Annotated in this window: 13 protein-coding genes; 6 read left to right on the top strand and 7 right to left on the bottom strand. The window is 48.5% G+C overall.

What is annotated here, in order from left to right; translation table 11 throughout:
- Positions 1 to 22: 22 nt before the first annotated feature.
- Entirely contained in the window at positions 23 to 337 is a 315-nt protein-coding gene (yqfB, locus tag E8E00_RS07815) for a N(4)-acetylcytidine aminohydrolase (protein ID WP_069590200.1), read from the top strand.
- Between the two features lie 93 nt (positions 338 to 430).
- On the opposite strand, the gene E8E00_RS07810 is transcribed toward yqfB, so the two are convergent.
- The 4 genes from E8E00_RS07810 to budA all read right to left on the bottom strand — a co-directional run bounded on the left by E8E00_RS07810 (position 431) and on the right by budA (position 5,011).
- Complete coding sequence (locus E8E00_RS07810) at positions 431 to 1,540, bottom strand: glycerol dehydrogenase (protein WP_096628021.1); 1,110 nt, start codon at positions 1,538 to 1,540, stop codon at positions 431 to 433.
- Positions 1,541 to 1,724: 184 nt separating this feature from the next.
- Positions 1,725 to 2,483, bottom strand: coding sequence for an SDR family NAD(P)-dependent oxidoreductase (locus tag E8E00_RS07805; RefSeq protein ID WP_096628024.1), 759 nt, complete (start codon positions 2,481 to 2,483; stop codon positions 1,725 to 1,727).
- A 27-nt stretch (positions 2,484 to 2,510) separates the two neighbouring features.
- The gene (alsS, locus tag E8E00_RS07800; protein ID WP_069590203.1) at positions 2,511 to 4,193 is read right to left on the bottom strand and encodes an acetolactate synthase AlsS; all 1,683 of its coding nucleotides are present in this window, start codon (positions 4,191 to 4,193) and stop codon (positions 2,511 to 2,513) included.
- A gap of 41 nt (positions 4,194 to 4,234) precedes the next feature.
- Positions 4,235 to 5,011, bottom strand: coding sequence for an acetolactate decarboxylase (gene budA / locus E8E00_RS07795; RefSeq protein ID WP_069590205.1), 777 nt, complete (start codon positions 5,009 to 5,011; stop codon positions 4,235 to 4,237).
- A 194-nt stretch (positions 5,012 to 5,205) separates the two neighbouring features.
- Between budA and E8E00_RS07790 the strand changes: the two genes are divergently transcribed.
- Positions 5,206 to 6,105, top strand: coding sequence for a LysR family transcriptional regulator (locus E8E00_RS07790; protein ID WP_096628027.1), 900 nt, complete (start codon positions 5,206 to 5,208; stop codon positions 6,103 to 6,105).
- A gap of 4 nt (positions 6,106 to 6,109) precedes the next feature.
- On the opposite strand, the gene E8E00_RS07785 is transcribed toward E8E00_RS07790, so the two are convergent.
- Positions 6,110 to 7,168 carry a hypothetical protein gene (locus E8E00_RS07785; protein WP_096628030.1) on the bottom strand — a complete coding sequence of 353 codons (1,059 nt, stop codon included), beginning with the start codon at positions 7,166 to 7,168 and terminating at the stop codon, positions 6,110 to 6,112.
- Positions 7,169 to 7,291: 123 nt separating this feature from the next.
- Positions 7,292 to 8,302, bottom strand: coding sequence for a hypothetical protein (locus E8E00_RS07780; RefSeq protein ID WP_371414182.1), 1,011 nt, complete (start codon positions 8,300 to 8,302; stop codon positions 7,292 to 7,294).
- A 374-nt stretch (positions 8,303 to 8,676) separates the two neighbouring features.
- On the opposite strand from E8E00_RS07780, the gene E8E00_RS07775 reads away from it, so the two are divergent.
- The 4 genes from E8E00_RS07775 (at position 8,677) to E8E00_RS07760 (ending at position 15,340) form a co-directional block, all read left to right on the top strand.
- Entirely contained in the window at positions 8,677 to 9,459 is a 783-nt protein-coding gene (locus E8E00_RS07775) for a transcriptional regulator (protein ID WP_096628036.1), read from the top strand.
- A gap of 337 nt (positions 9,460 to 9,796) precedes the next feature.
- Complete coding sequence (locus E8E00_RS07770; protein WP_096628039.1) at positions 9,797 to 11,287, top strand: aerolysin family beta-barrel pore-forming toxin; 1,491 nt, start codon at positions 9,797 to 9,799, stop codon at positions 11,285 to 11,287.
- A 72-nt stretch (positions 11,288 to 11,359) separates the two neighbouring features.
- A complete protein-coding gene (locus E8E00_RS07765) occupies positions 11,360 to 14,215 on the top strand; it encodes a twin-arginine translocation signal domain-containing protein (protein ID WP_096628042.1) in 2,856 nt (951 codons plus the stop codon).
- Between the two features lie 153 nt (positions 14,216 to 14,368).
- Positions 14,369 to 15,340 (top strand): ABC transporter substrate-binding protein, encoded by a 972-nt coding sequence (locus E8E00_RS07760; RefSeq protein WP_096628045.1) that lies wholly within the window; start codon positions 14,369 to 14,371, stop codon positions 15,338 to 15,340.
- Here the strand turns inward: E8E00_RS07760 and E8E00_RS07755 are convergent.
- Positions 15,337 to 15,894, bottom strand: coding sequence for a sugar O-acetyltransferase (locus tag E8E00_RS07755; protein WP_096628048.1), 558 nt, complete (start codon positions 15,892 to 15,894; stop codon positions 15,337 to 15,339). The genes E8E00_RS07760 and E8E00_RS07755 overlap by 4 nt on opposite strands.
- Positions 15,895 to 15,942: the final 48 nt, after the last annotated feature.

The raw sequence follows: 15,942 nt of genomic DNA, 5'->3' as shown, positions 1-15,942 counted from the left end.
CACAGTTTTGGAAGAAAACAACATGACTGCCCCGACCAAAATCACCTTTTTTTCCACCTTAACGCCCATGGTGGCCGCCGGTGTTAAAACCATCACCATTCGCGATGAATCCGAAAGTCACTATCAACCTGGTTCGCGCGTCGCGGTGCATCAGCTAGAAACCGATGATTATGTGTGTGACATTGTGATCGACAGCGTTGCTCCGCTTGCTTTTGAGGACATTAATGCCCGCCATGCTGAACAAGAAGGAATGTCGCTGACTGAGCTGAAAGCGCTAATTTTGCAAATCTACCCAGAACGCCCACCGTTGTTTGTGATTGATTTTCATCTGGCTTAACAGCTCGCGCGCTCGCAGCGCGTGGATTGACAGTGCGCCACTAAAAAGCGCCCGGGAAAAACGGGCGCTTGGTGAATCAGTTGGTTGATGTGTTTAGGCCGCGGAATACCGCTTTGTCATATTATTCGCGGCTAACATGGCGTGATAGACATCGTCTTCGCTGACCGTCATTGGCATATTGCCCATAGTGTCACCGTCTGCACATGCGATGCGCGCAACTTGACGCCACTCTTCTTCAATAAAGGTTTTTAGTCCCATTTGTTCGAGCGTGAGTGGCAAACCCGCTGTTTTGATAATTCGGACCACATTATCAATTTCTTCTTTAGGGGCGTTTTCCAGTACCAATTGGGTTAGCAAGCCAAAGACGACTTTTTCACCATGTTGGGCATGGTGCAAATCGGCCACCGCGGTCATTCCATTATTCACCGCGTGCGCGGCGGCAAGACCGCCAGCTTCTGCGCCCACACCACTTAGATAAATTGTTGCTTCGATCATCTGTTCCAGTGCTGGTGTGCTGACTTTACTGGCTAATGCATCCATGGCGGCATCAATGTTTTCGCTGAGTAACTCATAGCAAAGCTGAGCGAGGCCAAGGCCCGTGCGTGAAGGGCGCTTTTGGACCAAGTTAACGCCGTCAGCACGATAACAGGCGCGTGCTTCAAAGTAGGTAGCCAATGCATCACCTACGCCTGCCGCAAAGAAGCGTGCTGGCGCGTTGGCAATAATGCCCGTATCGGCAATCACTGCATCTGGGTTTTGTGGCAAGAATAAGTAGCGATCAAACTCACCGTCAGGTTTGTAGATCACTGACAAGGCGGTACAGGGGGCATCGGTTGAAGCAATGGTCGGATATAAAATAACCGGCACTTTTCGCTCGTACGCGACAGCTTTGGCGCAATCTAGGGTTTTCCCTCCACCAATACCGACAATGACATTGGCTTTTTGTTGTTCGGCGATGCCAAGGTTACGATCGATTTCTTGCTGGGTACATTCGTATTGAAATTTCTCGACATGAGCGGCTAAGCCTTCTGTGCGCTCAATGGCTGGAAGCGATGTTTGATTCACCTGATCGAGAAAGAACTCATCGCAAATAATGTACGCGTTAGAACCAAAGTCTTGAATGCTCTCTGGCAATTGGGCCAGTAGACCGGTTCCGATGATGAATTTTTTCGGAGAGGTTACCGTGCGAGGGGTCGTTGCCATAGTGAACTCCATTATCGTTGTGATAGTTTCTTCATGTTAAGAGATGTGTTGGTTTAAGCAATGAGCCCTATGTGCTAAATATTTGAAGTGACTCGAATATTATTATGGCTGAGCTTATGCGGTGAGGTTTAAACAGGCAGCAATCTTGATGCTGCCTTGTTCTACACAAATAGGATGGAAGGAGTTAGACGATTTTTGGTTGGCCATCTGAGGCGGTAGCGCCTCCATCAACGGGGAGGTTAACACCGGAGATAAATGATACATCGTCACTGACAAGAAATGCTACCGCAGAAGCAACTTCTTTAGGCTCTGCCGGACGGCCAAGCGCGATACGTTCATTAAATTTTTCTCGAACCGACTCAGGCCATCCATTGGTCATATTGGTTTTCACTAAGCTCGGACATACGGCATTGATGCGCACGCCTTGAAGGCCGTGATCGAGTGCCATGGCACGTGTCAAGTTCACAACCGCGCCTTTGGCGGCACAGTAAAAAGCCGCGCCCCAATCACCGCCTAGGCCTGATACTGATGCCGTGTTTACCATCGAGCCTTTAGTTTTAATTAACTCAGGCATGGCATATTTTGCACAGAAGACCACACCATCAATATCGACACCTGAAATTTTTTCCCAATCAGCCAATGTGCCGTCAATTACAGAGCCGGGTGTGTGGACCCCAGCGTTGTTGATCAGCATATCTAGCTGTCCAAAGTGAGACACAACCTCTTGAATCATCGCTTCTACCGCTTTTGGGTCTGATACGTCGACAGAGAGCTTTAAGACTCGATCACTATCGTATTTTGCGGCTGTGTCATTTAATGCTGCTTGGTTCCAGTCTGCAATGGCCAATTTAGCGCCCTCTTGATAAAGGCGATCGGCAATGGCTGCGCCAATGCCGTTTGCAGCACCGGTTATCAATGCCACTTTTTGATTAATACCTTTCATAGTTATCTCCATTATTTAGCTTATCTATTAGGCGAATACCGGATCCATACTGCCGGCCTCACGAGGGGCCATCAGCTTGTAGTTGTCACTGTAATCAACAGGAATTGCGATCACTGCGGGCCCTTCGGTATCCATGGCTTGTTTCAATTGGCTAGCGAGCTCTTCTTGGCGAGTGACCGCAAAGCCTTTAGCGCCAAACGCTTCGGCGTAGGCCTTAAAATCAATCGGGCCGAATTTCACCCCGGAAAAGCGCTGATATTTTTTGACCTCTTGCATCTCAACCATGTTGTAGGCGTTGTCTACCCAAATAATGTGTAGCAAGTTGCATTTGAGGCGCACAGCAGTCTCAAGCTCCATGCTCGATTGCATAAACCCACCGTCTCCGGAAACGGACACCACTTTGCGATCGGGGTTGAGCAAGCTAGCACCGATCCCCCAAGGAAGCGCAACGCCCATGGTTTGTTGACCGTTCGAGACCAACAATTGACGGGAACGGAAGCAGTTGAGGTAACGGGCAATCCAAATGTGGAAACTGCCCATGTCCAAGCACAAGGTTGTGTCTGGGGTGATCACATCCTGCATCACTTTGATTAGGTGTAACGGATGCAAAGCAAACTCTTGGTGTGACTGGCTATAAGCCCGAATCGCTTGACGTTGGTGGGCGACTTCTTCGAGCACATCGACGGTGGTAGACGGCATCAGCCAGTGGTGATCGAGCTGCTCGGTGAGTGCTTTCAGGGTAGGCTCAATTTGACCCACGAGCTCAACGCTGGGGCGATAGTAGTGCTCGATTTCCGCAGACTCGACATCAATATGAACGATGTCTGTGTGCTGGGTATTCCAAAGTTCAGGGTCGTATTCAATCGGGCTAAAGCCAATGGTGATGATAAGATCTGCATCTGCAAGCAATAGATCACCGGGTTGGTTGTTGAACAAACCCACGCGACCCGCAAAGCGCTGGTAGTAGCTAATATCAACGGTACCTGCCGCCTGATAGGTGCCGAGAACGGGTAATTGGGTACGATTAAGCAGAGTACGAATAGCGGCGGCATTCTCGGGACGACTGGCTTGTAAGCCTAGGAGGAAAACCGGATTTTTCGCCGCTTTGATTTTACTGGCTGCCTCGCTGATGGCTCGCGTATCTGCCATGCCGGGCTGGGCGGGGAAGGTTGGCGCGAGAATATCGCTTTCCACGGGTTCGTTGAGAATGTCCATGGGCAGACTGACAAAAGCTGCGCCGGGGCGGCCGCTTTCTGCTGAGCGGAAGGCATTGGCAAGGATCTCAGACGCAGCAGTGCTGGCTTGAACCTCGGCGCTGTATTTGGTGACGGAGCGGAATACGCTCACGGTATCAAGGCTTTGGTGGGTTTGTTTTTGTTGATCGGCCCGTTTCACTGCGCCCCCTAATGCGACCAAGGGATCGCCTTCTGAGGTTGCGGTTGCCAGACCGGTAACCAAGTTGGCACAGCCAGGGCCAGAGGTCACCATGGTCACACCCGCCTTGCCGGTTAGACGGCCGACGACGCCTGCCATAAAGGCACCATTCGCCTCGTGACGAACGGGGATCATCTTAATGTTGGTGTCTTCAACCGCGTCAAAGAGACGGTCAATCTTGGCGCCAGGAATACCAAAAATGTATTCCACGCCTTGGCGTTCTAGGTGATTTGCGATCAGTTGTGCGCCATTGTCCCACTGTGTTTTTTTAGTCATGTTGGGCTCCTCGTGAGGTTGCCTCCCGATGGGAGGTGATATTATTTTTCTGCTTGTTCGATAGCGGCGTGTATGTTGTCCGGCGTTAAGTTCGCGCCGAGGAAGCTGGCATTGGTCGGAAGATCAATGACCAGTTTAGAGACCCGTCCAATTTGCAAGGTGCCACACGCCAATTCGTAGTCTTGGACATGGCCTCCGCCTTGGCGTGTGTCAGTGATAAAGTGCTCGTGATAGCCAGCGACATTGATCCCTTGGGTATATTGTGGACTGCGGAAGCCAGCAATCACGCCATTGACATGGTCAAAGCGAAACTCAGGTTGTGCAGCGATGGCCTCAAGCATGGGTTTGTACGGCGGAGTTTGTTTGGGCACAGTGCGAGTGCGTACATGCTCAAAGGCACCATCGATACGAACCGCACAAAAAATATTGTCGCTTGGCACCAAGCTATCGATGACATCATGCAGCTCTTGGCGCGACATGGGGTGATCAAAAGTCTGGCTGATCTCTGGCTTGAAGAAGGTCATGACCGCAAAGGGGGTCTTTTGGTCCGGGTCGGCATGACGCGCCGAGCCATCACCGCGCAGCTGAAATATGGTTTTATCAAAGGCGATGAGTTCACCGTCGAGTTGGTTAAATGTGCCGAGGCCGAAGTCGCCATGTTTGAGGAGATCGGCCATAGTGGTGTCGCCTTCGTAGACGCCATCAATCAAGGCACTCATCAGGGAGGTTTGATAGATTTCGCCCTCTCCAGTGTGTTGGTGATGCTCAACGTAGGCGGCCGCAATGTGCTCGGCACAGTGGCAGGTTTGGGTGCTCATAAAGCGTCCTCGTTAACCGTGTTTAACAACCGTTCTGATAACCAAACGGTTTGTTGTATGAAACCTATAGATATGATGCGAGCTGACGTGGATAGCATCCAATACAAAAAAGGTTGGCTTTGATATCGAAAAGATATGGCACATAAAAAACGTGGTAAGATGCTGAATATCATTGATTTCTCAAAGGCAGGGTCATGGAGCTAAGGTATTTACGGTATTTTGTGACGGTGGCAGAGTGCCGACACTTCACCCGCGCAGCCGAAAAGTTGGGCATTGCGCAACCACCACTGAGCCAGCAAATTAAAAAGCTAGAGCAAGAGGTGGGGGTGCCTTTATTTGAACGCTTATCTCGCGGGGTGGCGTTAACACCCGCCGGTCAGGTGCTTTATGATGATACGGTGAAGATCTTGGCGCAGTTAGATCATGCGGTACAGCGGGTCAAACAAGTGGCGCGAGGAGAGCGGAATCAACTGCGGCTTGGATTTGCCAGCTCGACGGTCGTGAGCCAAGCCGTGTTAGAACTGGTTCGGCGGTTACAGCAAGCCCATCCAGACATTGATTTTCAACCCATAGAGTTACCCATGCCAGCGTTGGTGGAAACCTTGCGCCAACAGGATGTCGATCTCGCCTTTCTACGCTTACCATGTTATGCCAGCGAACACGTGGCACACACGCCGTTGTTTCCTGATCCGTTTAAGCTGGTGGTGCCTGCTAATCATGCTTTTGCCAAGCAACAAAGAGTGACGTTGTCACAACTGGGCGATGACCCGATTATTCTATTTCCGCGTGATATTGGCCCAGGATTGCATGATGCCTTGGTGGATGCCCTAAAAGGGGCGGGCTTGACGCCATCGAATGCCTCGCTAGCGCCACAATTGCATTCAGCAACGGCGATGGTTTCAGCGGGGTTTGGGATTGCCTTAGTACCTGAGTCATTGACTACGCAACTGAGCGACCATGTCGCTGTCGTCGCGGTTGAAGACATGCCCTTAGTGAGTCACGTCGTATTGGCGTGGCAGCGAACTAATACCGCTCATGTTGTGCGTCAATGTATTCATACCGCACGAGAGCAAGTCACTCAGATGGCAAGCTGAGCCGTTAAGACCGTTGAGCGGCATGCTGTAAAAACTCTAATTGCATCCGCTCTTGCTCAGTCATTTGATAGGGCTCGTCAGATAGTTGCCCAGTATCAAAAATGCCGAGGAAATAATGGTCTTGAGGGCTGATGCCAAATTGTGCTCGCTCACCGGGATAGCCGGACATACGTTCAATCACCACGTCTTTCAGTTGCCATTCATCACCATAGCCGCTCATTGAAGCCCGAAATGCGCGCAGCTCCAGAGATTGTTCTCCCTCACTGAGGCGTGTCTTAGTGGTTAACACCGCAACGGGTTGATCGTCAGCAGTAAATAAATTGGCACGCACTCGATAGATACCGCCTTTATCGATATCCAAAACGAGTGGAATGACCATATCCGGCCCGCGGCCGAAAACTGGCTTCACCCCTTTCACTTCCGCAATGGGTTGGTAGAGGCGGAAGTCCGCGGTGAGTACATCGTCGCCACCATCAAAACTGAGTGCCGCTTTGAGGCGAAGCTCAATAGGCCAATCGGCTTCGGGCTCAATACTCCACTGTGTATCTGTGACATCGAGTCGGGTCAATTCCCGATTGGACTGGACATCGATAACCGACAAGGTCGCGTGATTAAGAGAGGCTGGGGTGACCAGTGAGGCTTGGATGTTTTCTGGGTAAAAGTAACGGTATTGGTTGAGCTTCAATGCCGCTTTTACCGAGCCATCGAGAATAGGCATTGGCGTCGAAACATACCGATTCCAGTGTAGATAAGGGCTTTGCTTTGATGGAATGGGGATCGAGTAGGAGGGGTGCTGGATTTGCTCCGCATAATCGGCCGCTATATAGCTGAGTGTGGGTGTCATCGAAGTCTGCACGATATCGGGCTCTTCGGGACGATATTGCGTATTTAGAGCGGTAGACGCTTGCGTCGGCGGTACGTATTCGGCAGTGTCAGGCGACGGCGGTTGATGGTTCTGCTCAGCAGTCAGTGTGGCAGGCGGAGCGTCGGGAACATCAAGCCATAGATAGGCAGTAACTCCAATAGATACTACCAAGGTTACTGCGAGTAGCAGTCTAGTCATAGCAATCCCTAATTAACGATTCGTGAATAAACTAACACAGCTGATAAAAGCGAATAAATCTGACCAGCTGCTCTTTGTGAAAAAAAGAGCAGCTTTGTTGGTCAGGTCACAGCATGACCGAGATTATTGCGGAAGGGCATGAACCAGCTCGGACAAGGTGTCACGGTCGGAATCACGGACAAAGCGATATTTTTTACCAAACCAACCATCTTTATCCACGGTTTCGACGGTAATCCGCGAATTATCACCGAGCACAAGCTCAGGATCAGTTGCTGTGACTTTTCCCTTGTGCCAAGGGTTAAAGATGGTGAGGTGGCTATACTTATCGCCCATCAACAGCGGATAGTGCAACGGCATAAAGCGTTTAACGCCTTTATGGACGTAATCCAATTTACCATCAAACTCAATCGTGGTGGAGCAACTGTCAAACTCATCGGCATCGGCGGCACCACAGGCTGAGTGGGCGGCGACCACGCCATCATCACTACCCGGAATAAAGGGAGACGTAGTACCCAAAAAGTCCGAACCATTGCCCACAAAGCGAATACGCGGCACACGGTTATCTGGCCACATCGCCAATTGACGTGCATTGGCCACTTTCAAGTCGTTCAGTACGCCAATGTTGTCTTTGGTTGGCATTTGTCCCATCCAAAGTGACACGGCTTTTTTCATCGCATGGTTTAACCAGCCACCACCTTCGGCAAGGTTAACGGCGATGTTGGCTAACTCAACACCGCCACCGGCGCCAGCAAAATCAAAGGTGCCGACAATATTGAGGGGCTCGAGTCCTGCGTTGCTCAGCCAGTTTTCTTGGTTATCGAGCAGATAGCGTGCTACTAGGTCGCCGGTAGAGTGAGTGACTAAAATGCAGCCGGACAGACAGGTTTCTTGCTCGGAAAGATTTTTCAATGCAGGCCATAGGTAATCGGAAGCTATTTTCCCTTCGATGCGTTCATGAGCAGGCCAGTCAATCCTAGCATCAGCATGCTGTAACCAGAAGTTTTGCCAATAGTCACTGCCATCACGCACGACTTCATCGTGATCGGGACGCGTTTTTAGTTGTGCGGGTTGAAAACCATGCACTAACACAATGTTGTATTGTCCGATGGCGGCAAAACTTATTGAAGACATCATAAGTAGGGCGATTGCCATCGTTATCTTATAAATATATTTCATTATTGTTGCCAACCTGTTTTGAGTAAACACTCAGTATTATATAGCTTACTATGCAATAACTTCCATAGTAATAAATCACTCACTAATCAATCATTTGACATTTTTCCAAAATTTGTATCTGATTTATTTGTCTGTTTTGTATAGAAAATAAACCATTGATGGCGATTTATTATCGGTTTTATACGTCTAATCGCCTAATTTTATTGCGGTTATTATTTTTTATATTAATAGAGTGAGTCTCACTTTTATGTAAAATGTGATCTTGTTTCGAATTAAAATGTTTACTATCGCAATGATTTATTGAGTTTTTTATAATCAAAAAGAAAAAGCCTATGATTTACTTCGACGCTGTTGCTAGGAAACTCCATAAAGACCACAAATCCACTCGACTTGGCTTCCGTGAAGCTTTAGTGCTGGAATGTTTGTTGCTGCATGCCCCAAAGACTGTGTGTAAGCAAACCTTGATCTGTTACGCGTGGGGAAATGAATACATTGGTCAAACATCGTTAGCCAAATCAATCAGTGCGCTGAGACGAAGCCTCATGGCGATTAGCGCGGATCCGACGTTGGTGGTCACCGTACCCAAGCAAGGCTATCGCATGGTCGAGGGTATGGTAGAAACCAAGACTGTCAGCGAGTCACAGGCAATCTTAGAACAAACTAAGGTAGCCCCCGTCACGACGAATGCCGCGACAGCTAGCTCTACTGACGAGTCGAGGTATGATGCTGAAAACAAGGCAGTAGCGAGTAAACCGATACGTCAGTGTGCCATGATGGCGTTGATGTTATTGGCATGTGTGGCGAGCAGCGTGTTTGTGGTAGGAAAACTCAATGGCTGGCGCTGGAGTGATTTGGTTCAGCGAGGCGGGCTGACACAGAAACGAGTCGGAAGCCTTTACGTTTTTTATCCCCAAGACACGCGCCTTGACTTTCCTATGGAGCAATTTTTAACTCACAGTCAGTGTGATTGTCTCGTCTACCTAGAAAAAAAGCACAAGTATGCCACGATTTATTTTGTCTCAAGAAAGACGAATCGTAGTGTGCTTATCCGGTATTCACCTTTCAATATTGAGCATGCCACTCATGAAATTGAGCAGTTTCTCGCTGAGGAATAAAAATAGAGTATTTGCTTTATTTTTATAAGCCTTGCCGAGTGTGTTTTGCAACATCTTATTATTTAGACTTCCTCTCATAGATATCCTTACTCAAATAATAGAGCCTTAACTCTAATTTATTTTTTTGCTGTGTTTTGCGTGAATTTTATTCCTGAATAAATATCACGTTTTACTTTGTTAGAATAAATATGAATTCAACCTAAAGAAATGAAATATAAAGGGAATTTAAATCATCGTTTTTCATTTTGTTTTCGTTATTGGCTATGAAAAGGTCAACAAGGTCAGCTTTCGAATGGCCGGCAGACTCTAATAACACCTAACAAAAGGAAGACGTCAAATGGCGACAATCTCACGTACAACAACCTTGACTCTCTCCACCATCGCAGTGCTCGTCAGTGCGGGAGTTGCACAGGCGAGAGTCTATCCTGACCAAATTGTGCTCGATACCTTAGGCGATGACCAATGTCGAGCTAATTATCGGCCCTTAACAGCAGACGAGGCGAGTACCCATCGCCACTTTTTGATGGATCGAATGGGGAAATGGCAAATCGCTGGACTTGAAGGCGATTGGGCGATCATGGGTAGCGGCTATAACGGTGAAATCAAACACTACGGCCAAACGAAAGATACATGGTGCTATCCCATCAATGATGAGGGCGAGATTCCGGATTACGCTGCTCAAAGCGTACCAGAAGGAACTGAGCTCGATGTCCAATATTCATTGGTCAATAACCGCAGTGAATTTGTCAAACCACTGAGCTATCTCGCGCACTACCTGGGTTACGCATGGGTAGGCGGTAACCAAAGTGATTATGTCGGTGAAGATATGAACGTTTGGCGTTCTGGTGACCAATGGTTGATCCGCGGTAACAATGATGGCGAGTGTGATGGCTACCGCTGTGGCGATAAAACCACCATCAAAGTGGATAACTTTGCTTATACCTTAAATGACAGTGATTTCTGGCATGGTGATGTGGTTGAGTCCGATAAACAGCTAGTCAAAACGATTTCTGCTGTTGCTCGCAACAACCTCGACGAGCCTCAACAAGTGGTCGTTGACCTCAAGGTCGATGAGGCCACCAATTGGTCGAAAACCAACACCTTCGGATTTGCGCAAAAAGTACAAACAGAAAACGAATTTAAGTGGCCATTGGTTGGCGATACCAAGCTCACTATTTCATTTGAAGCGAATCAAAGCTTTGCTAACAGCAATGGTGGCTCGAGCAGTGAGCAGGTGACGTTACAAGCGCGTCCATTTGTTCCGGCGAACTCCGAGATCCCTATTCGCGTTGAGCTTTATCGGTCGAGCATTTCTTATCCGTACCGCTTTGGCGCCGATATTAGTTATGACGTAACCTTTGACGGCTTTTTACGCTGGGGAGGTAACGCGTGGCATTCGCATCCTGAAAACCGTCCCACACGAAGCCACACCTTTACGATGGGACGTAGTAGCAAGCCTGAGCACGATATTGCTTACCAGTGGCATCATCGTTACATCCCAGGTGAAGTAAAATGGTGGGACTGGAGCTGGGCAGTTGAAAAATATGGCCTAGAAAGCATGCAGTGGGCAACAGGGAAGAGCTTGCGTCCGTTCTATTCCTATGTGTCGGGTGATTTTTATGCGGAATCCCAGTATGCCGGGACCATTGAGCTTGGCCAAGCGAAGCCGATTGGCAAAGCGACTTCCTCTCGCGTTAAGCGCTCTATTTCGCCAATGACCACGACTGGCGAAGCAAATGGGGTGGAATTGATTTCTAACTTTGACCCCGATGAACTGGCGAGCCTCGGTTTCGACAATGCCGAGTTGACCATCAAGCCGGTTAAATAACCTCAAACCCGCATCCGAAGATGCGGGTTTTTTTATCCATTCAAGATAATCCCGATTGAAAAGAGGACGATCATGAAAAGCAAATGTAATGTCTGGGAAGGGCTTCGCTCCCAAAGTCGCCGTCGTTTTTTAACCCACTCGTCGGCGGCCGTGTTAACCATGGCGGCAGCTACCGTGTTGCCTAAGTCTGTCAAAGCGGCACAGTGGATCGCACCGACCACGTCAGCAGGACTCAGTGAGCTTGATGCGATCAGTTTTTACACGGATTCATCAGAACATCGCGGTTTAGGGTTAGACCGAGTGGATTTCGAGACGCCCACTGACGAAGCCAATTATCTCGCGCATGTGATGTTTCAGAATATGATGAAACATAACTTTCGGATCCATCACAGTGGCCTAAGTTCCGACATAGGCGGTGCGGTTGAGCCAAATGATGATGTGTTAGCCATGCATGATAACCAACAGTCAGTGAGAGATGTTTATGCGCGCTATCAAACCTACTTTAATGACTACATGGCTGAATACATCAGTCAATATTTGCAGTATGGCTACAAAGGGCAAGAGAATGTGGACGTTAATGATCGCCTTGCCTATAACAGTTGGGACATGATCAAAGCGCATGCCAATATCGACTTGGCAGAGAAAGGGGAAACCTTCAAACAAATCATTGATGAGCTTTACGCGATTGCGACAAACTATTGTCAAAGTAATGTACTGGGACAGTACAAGCAAAATGCGTCTTATTGGTTAGATGAGCTGGTCACATACTACCAGCGAGATAGCACGCTCGAGTCGCTGCTTAACGATTGTGCGGTAAACGACAATGCCGATAACCGCTTCAATATTGCGGTTCAAAAAGTGAATGCGACGAGTGCGAAAATACGCACTTTAAATATTGCAGCAGGCCGTCCCAAAACGGAGAACACGCTGCGTGAAATCGAGCGAGTGTTATTCGGTACTGTGATTAACGGCGTCGCGTTTAGTTTGCGCTGGGGGAGTGAGAGCGATCAGTATTCCGTGCTCGCCAATGAGGAGAACTTCTTGGCCGTTGCCCGTATTCTGCAGAACAATGACTCGCCTATCCAAAGCCAATTCTGGCGGCAATTCTTTAGCAATAATGGTGGCGTGTATAGTGTTTGGAATACGTTTAAAGGACTTGGGTTACGCGACGAGACCTTGGGTAACGATGCCACCCAGCAAGCGTTGACGAGACAATACCCTGAATTGGCAACGCCGGTCAGCGGTCAGCGAAGTATGACTGACGTTGTTCTATCCTCGCTGACTTTGTTATTGGGAGTCGGGCATTTCACTTGGGCATCCGCAACAGACAGAGAAGAGTGGGATAGTCCCGTTGAGCTTATCGGGCTGGGAGCCGCATTTATCGAAACCTCGCTGCAAATTAGCTACGAGATCCTTGCGACTAAAGTGACACACTTTTTATTCGGTAAAGGGACACCGATAACCGATGAGATCGCGAAAGTGATGGCTAAATTTAGTCAGTTTCTGGGCAAACTGACCGGTCGTGTCGCCAAGTTTATCAACGTTGAGCGTCGAATTGCGGAGTCATTATTTCTCGGCAAAGTATCGAGCCTAGTGAGTAAATGTTTTGTGGGGCTCGCCTTTATTGCAGTCGGTATTGCTGGCTGGAATCTCGGCCAGGCGATTGCCAGCGGTGATACAGCGGATATTGTGTGGGCTTCAGTTAACTTCTTGATATCGGGTGCTGCATTTGGGCTTGCGGTCGCGGCGCTGATGGGGAGTGTGCTGGCAGGACCGCTAGGTATTGTGGTCGCCATCGTAGGGATCGTGATCGCGATTGCACAATGGATTTTCGATGCTTTACGTCAGCCGGAGCCCGAGCCTTCGCCGATACAGCGTTATACCAATGAAGTGGTGCAACCTGCAGACCTTATTCATGCCGACATTGGTCAGTACATTTGTAGCACTCGGATATATTGGGATAGACATGTCTGTTTTAGACCATTTGATGTAAAAACAATGAATACTGACTGGGAGTACATTCAATCTGTCGAAGACACTGAAGGCCGAGAAGTACTCGGAACGATGATATCATCTCAAATCACGGGTCGCACTTATTACTTTGGCGGTGATTTCGATTACCCTGAGTTTGGTCGTACCGATCGATTTTTCAGCGATGGCTTTAATGATAGTTTGAGCTACGAACAATGGAACCCAGATTGGCATATAAAGCGCTGCACAATAGCAAGTGAATGTGTTAACCGCTATTTCAATAGCCAGGCACTATTCTTGTGCGAAGATAGTAGTTACAGGAAGAATCTTTACTTCACACAAGGTATCGAAGAGGCCCCACAAAGTAGCGATATCATTCAGCTTCCGTCGTCACGCCCGCAGGATATTATTGATATTGTTGCAGTACACCAGCAACAGTCATGCATTTTTATTGTGGTATGCAAAGATAAGCATGTATATCAAGTCAAAGATGGACGGGTGTCACTCATCACGGAAGATTTTACCGATGGCTACCCGGATGACTACTTCCCATCGTTAACGACTGTTTGTACTGGCGATATGGTGAGTATTTTCTATACCCTTAAACTGGATGGTGTTGCAGAAGAAGATCGTCGCCTATATCAGACAATTATCGAGCGCGATGAACAACATAACTTTACGCAAGTACGGTTGCTGCAAGATATGCCGTTACCTGAAGGAGGGACTAGCTGGGGGCTTCAAATTGTCGGTCACTACTCGCCACCAGAAGGGGACAATGACGGTAGACACGAATTTATTCTCGTCACACAAAATCGCTATAAACGTTTTGGTGCCATTGAGGCTAAGCAACAGACCCAAAGCGAGGGGAAAGCACTGCGCTTATTCGGCGGGGTCGAATTTTATGTGCCGAACTCGGGCTTCCATGGGTTTTACAAAAATACCTTTATCCCCCGATAATCACTTATCTATCGCCGTCACGAATGTGGCGGCTTTTTCCATATTCCTTCCCTTTTTAGTTATGACTGACTTCTCGCTCTGGCTATGTGCTTTCTCGATGTCCACTTTTTGACTAGGGTTAATAGCACGAAAGAAAAAAGACGGAGCGTGAGTATGAAAAACTGGCTACTGATTATCGTGGTCTATGCTGCCTCAGTAGGCCCGTTATGGGCTGCTGACGTCCTATTGATTGAGAGCTATCACAAAGAATACGGCTGGGATAAAAGCTATATTCGTGGGCTCGAAAACACGCTTGGCGATGATGTGACCTTACATACCTTTGAGATGGATACGAAGCGTTTACCGAAAACCGATTATGACAGTCAAGCCGACAAAGCCTTTGCTATGTATCAACAGGTCGCGCCCGATGTAGTGGTACTGGGTGACGATAATGCGTTGGGTTACATGCTACCTCGATTACAAAATGAAGATATCGATATTGTATTTTTAGGTATCAATGCTAACCCACGTCGATTGATGGCCAAATATAGCGGTAAGGCGAGAGTAACCGGTGTGCTCGAGCGCCCGCTATTTGCGCGCAGTATGCGAGAGATTGGGCAAATGTTGGGTAAAGATAAGCTGATTGTCAAAATCATGTTTGATGCGGGGACAACCGCAACCATTGCCACCGACCATATCGGTAAACAGTATCAAAGTTTGAAGAATAAACTGGGGATTGATGCCACGATTGAAAACCATGAGACGTTTGACGCGTGGAAAGCCTCGGTCAACAGTAGCGATGGCTACGACATTATTGTTGTGGGACTCTATCAAATTATCCGTGATAGCAATGGTAATGTTGTAGACCCGGATAAGGTGTTGGCATGGACCAACCAACACAGTGCGATCCCTTTGTTTGGTTTCTGGGACTTTTCAGTGGGTAAAGGCCAAACCGCAGGTGGGGTGGTGTTATTTGGTGAATCGCAAGGCGTTCAGGCGGGAGAGTACGTCAATCGGATACTGGCTGGTGAAGAGGCGTCCTCTATTTCGGTGATTTATGGCAAACAGGGACGCGCCATTTACAGTGGGGCCGAGTTTACTCGCTGGAGACTTAATGCGCCAAATGGCTGGCGCAATATTGATTAATCGTGATGATTAAGCGACTTGATTAACCGTGCAGGCGTGCCACCGTAAAGACTGTCAGGTGGCACGTCGTGTTTCACCACGGCGTTGGCGGCAATGACGCTGCGTGCGCCGATCGTGATGCCTTGACAGATCACTACATTACCGCCAATCCATACATCGTCTTCGACCACAATCGGTTTACACCAGGTTTCCCAAGCGCGGCGGCTTCGATAATCAAGTGAGTGGGTTGCGGTGTAAAACTGGGTATTGGGGCCAATCAGCACATGGTTGCCAATCGTGATCGGGGCCCCATCCAGCATATTGGCATTCATGTTGATAAAGGTGTTACTACCAATCTGTATGGTTTCGCCAAACTCACAATAAAACGGCGGTTGGATCACCGAACCCTCGCCGATAGTGTGTAATAACGTGTTGAGCAGTTGCTTTCTTGTTGCCGTCTCTACGCTTTGGTTGAATGCTTGCAAGGTTCGTGTGGCGTGGTCCCGTCGGATATCAATGGAGCCATCGCTGTCATCAAACACAAGTCCTTGGCACATCTTTTCCCATTCGGTCATGGTTTCTCCTTATTATTCGTGAATAGCGATAAAGGTTGGTTCTCGCCG

This window comes from Salinivibrio sp. YCSC6 (genome assembly GCF_004916735.1).
In the GTDB taxonomy this organism is placed as follows: Bacteria; Pseudomonadota; Gammaproteobacteria; order Enterobacterales; family Vibrionaceae; genus Salinivibrio; species Salinivibrio proteolyticus.
This window is presented reverse-complemented; position numbering and strand designations above follow the sequence as displayed.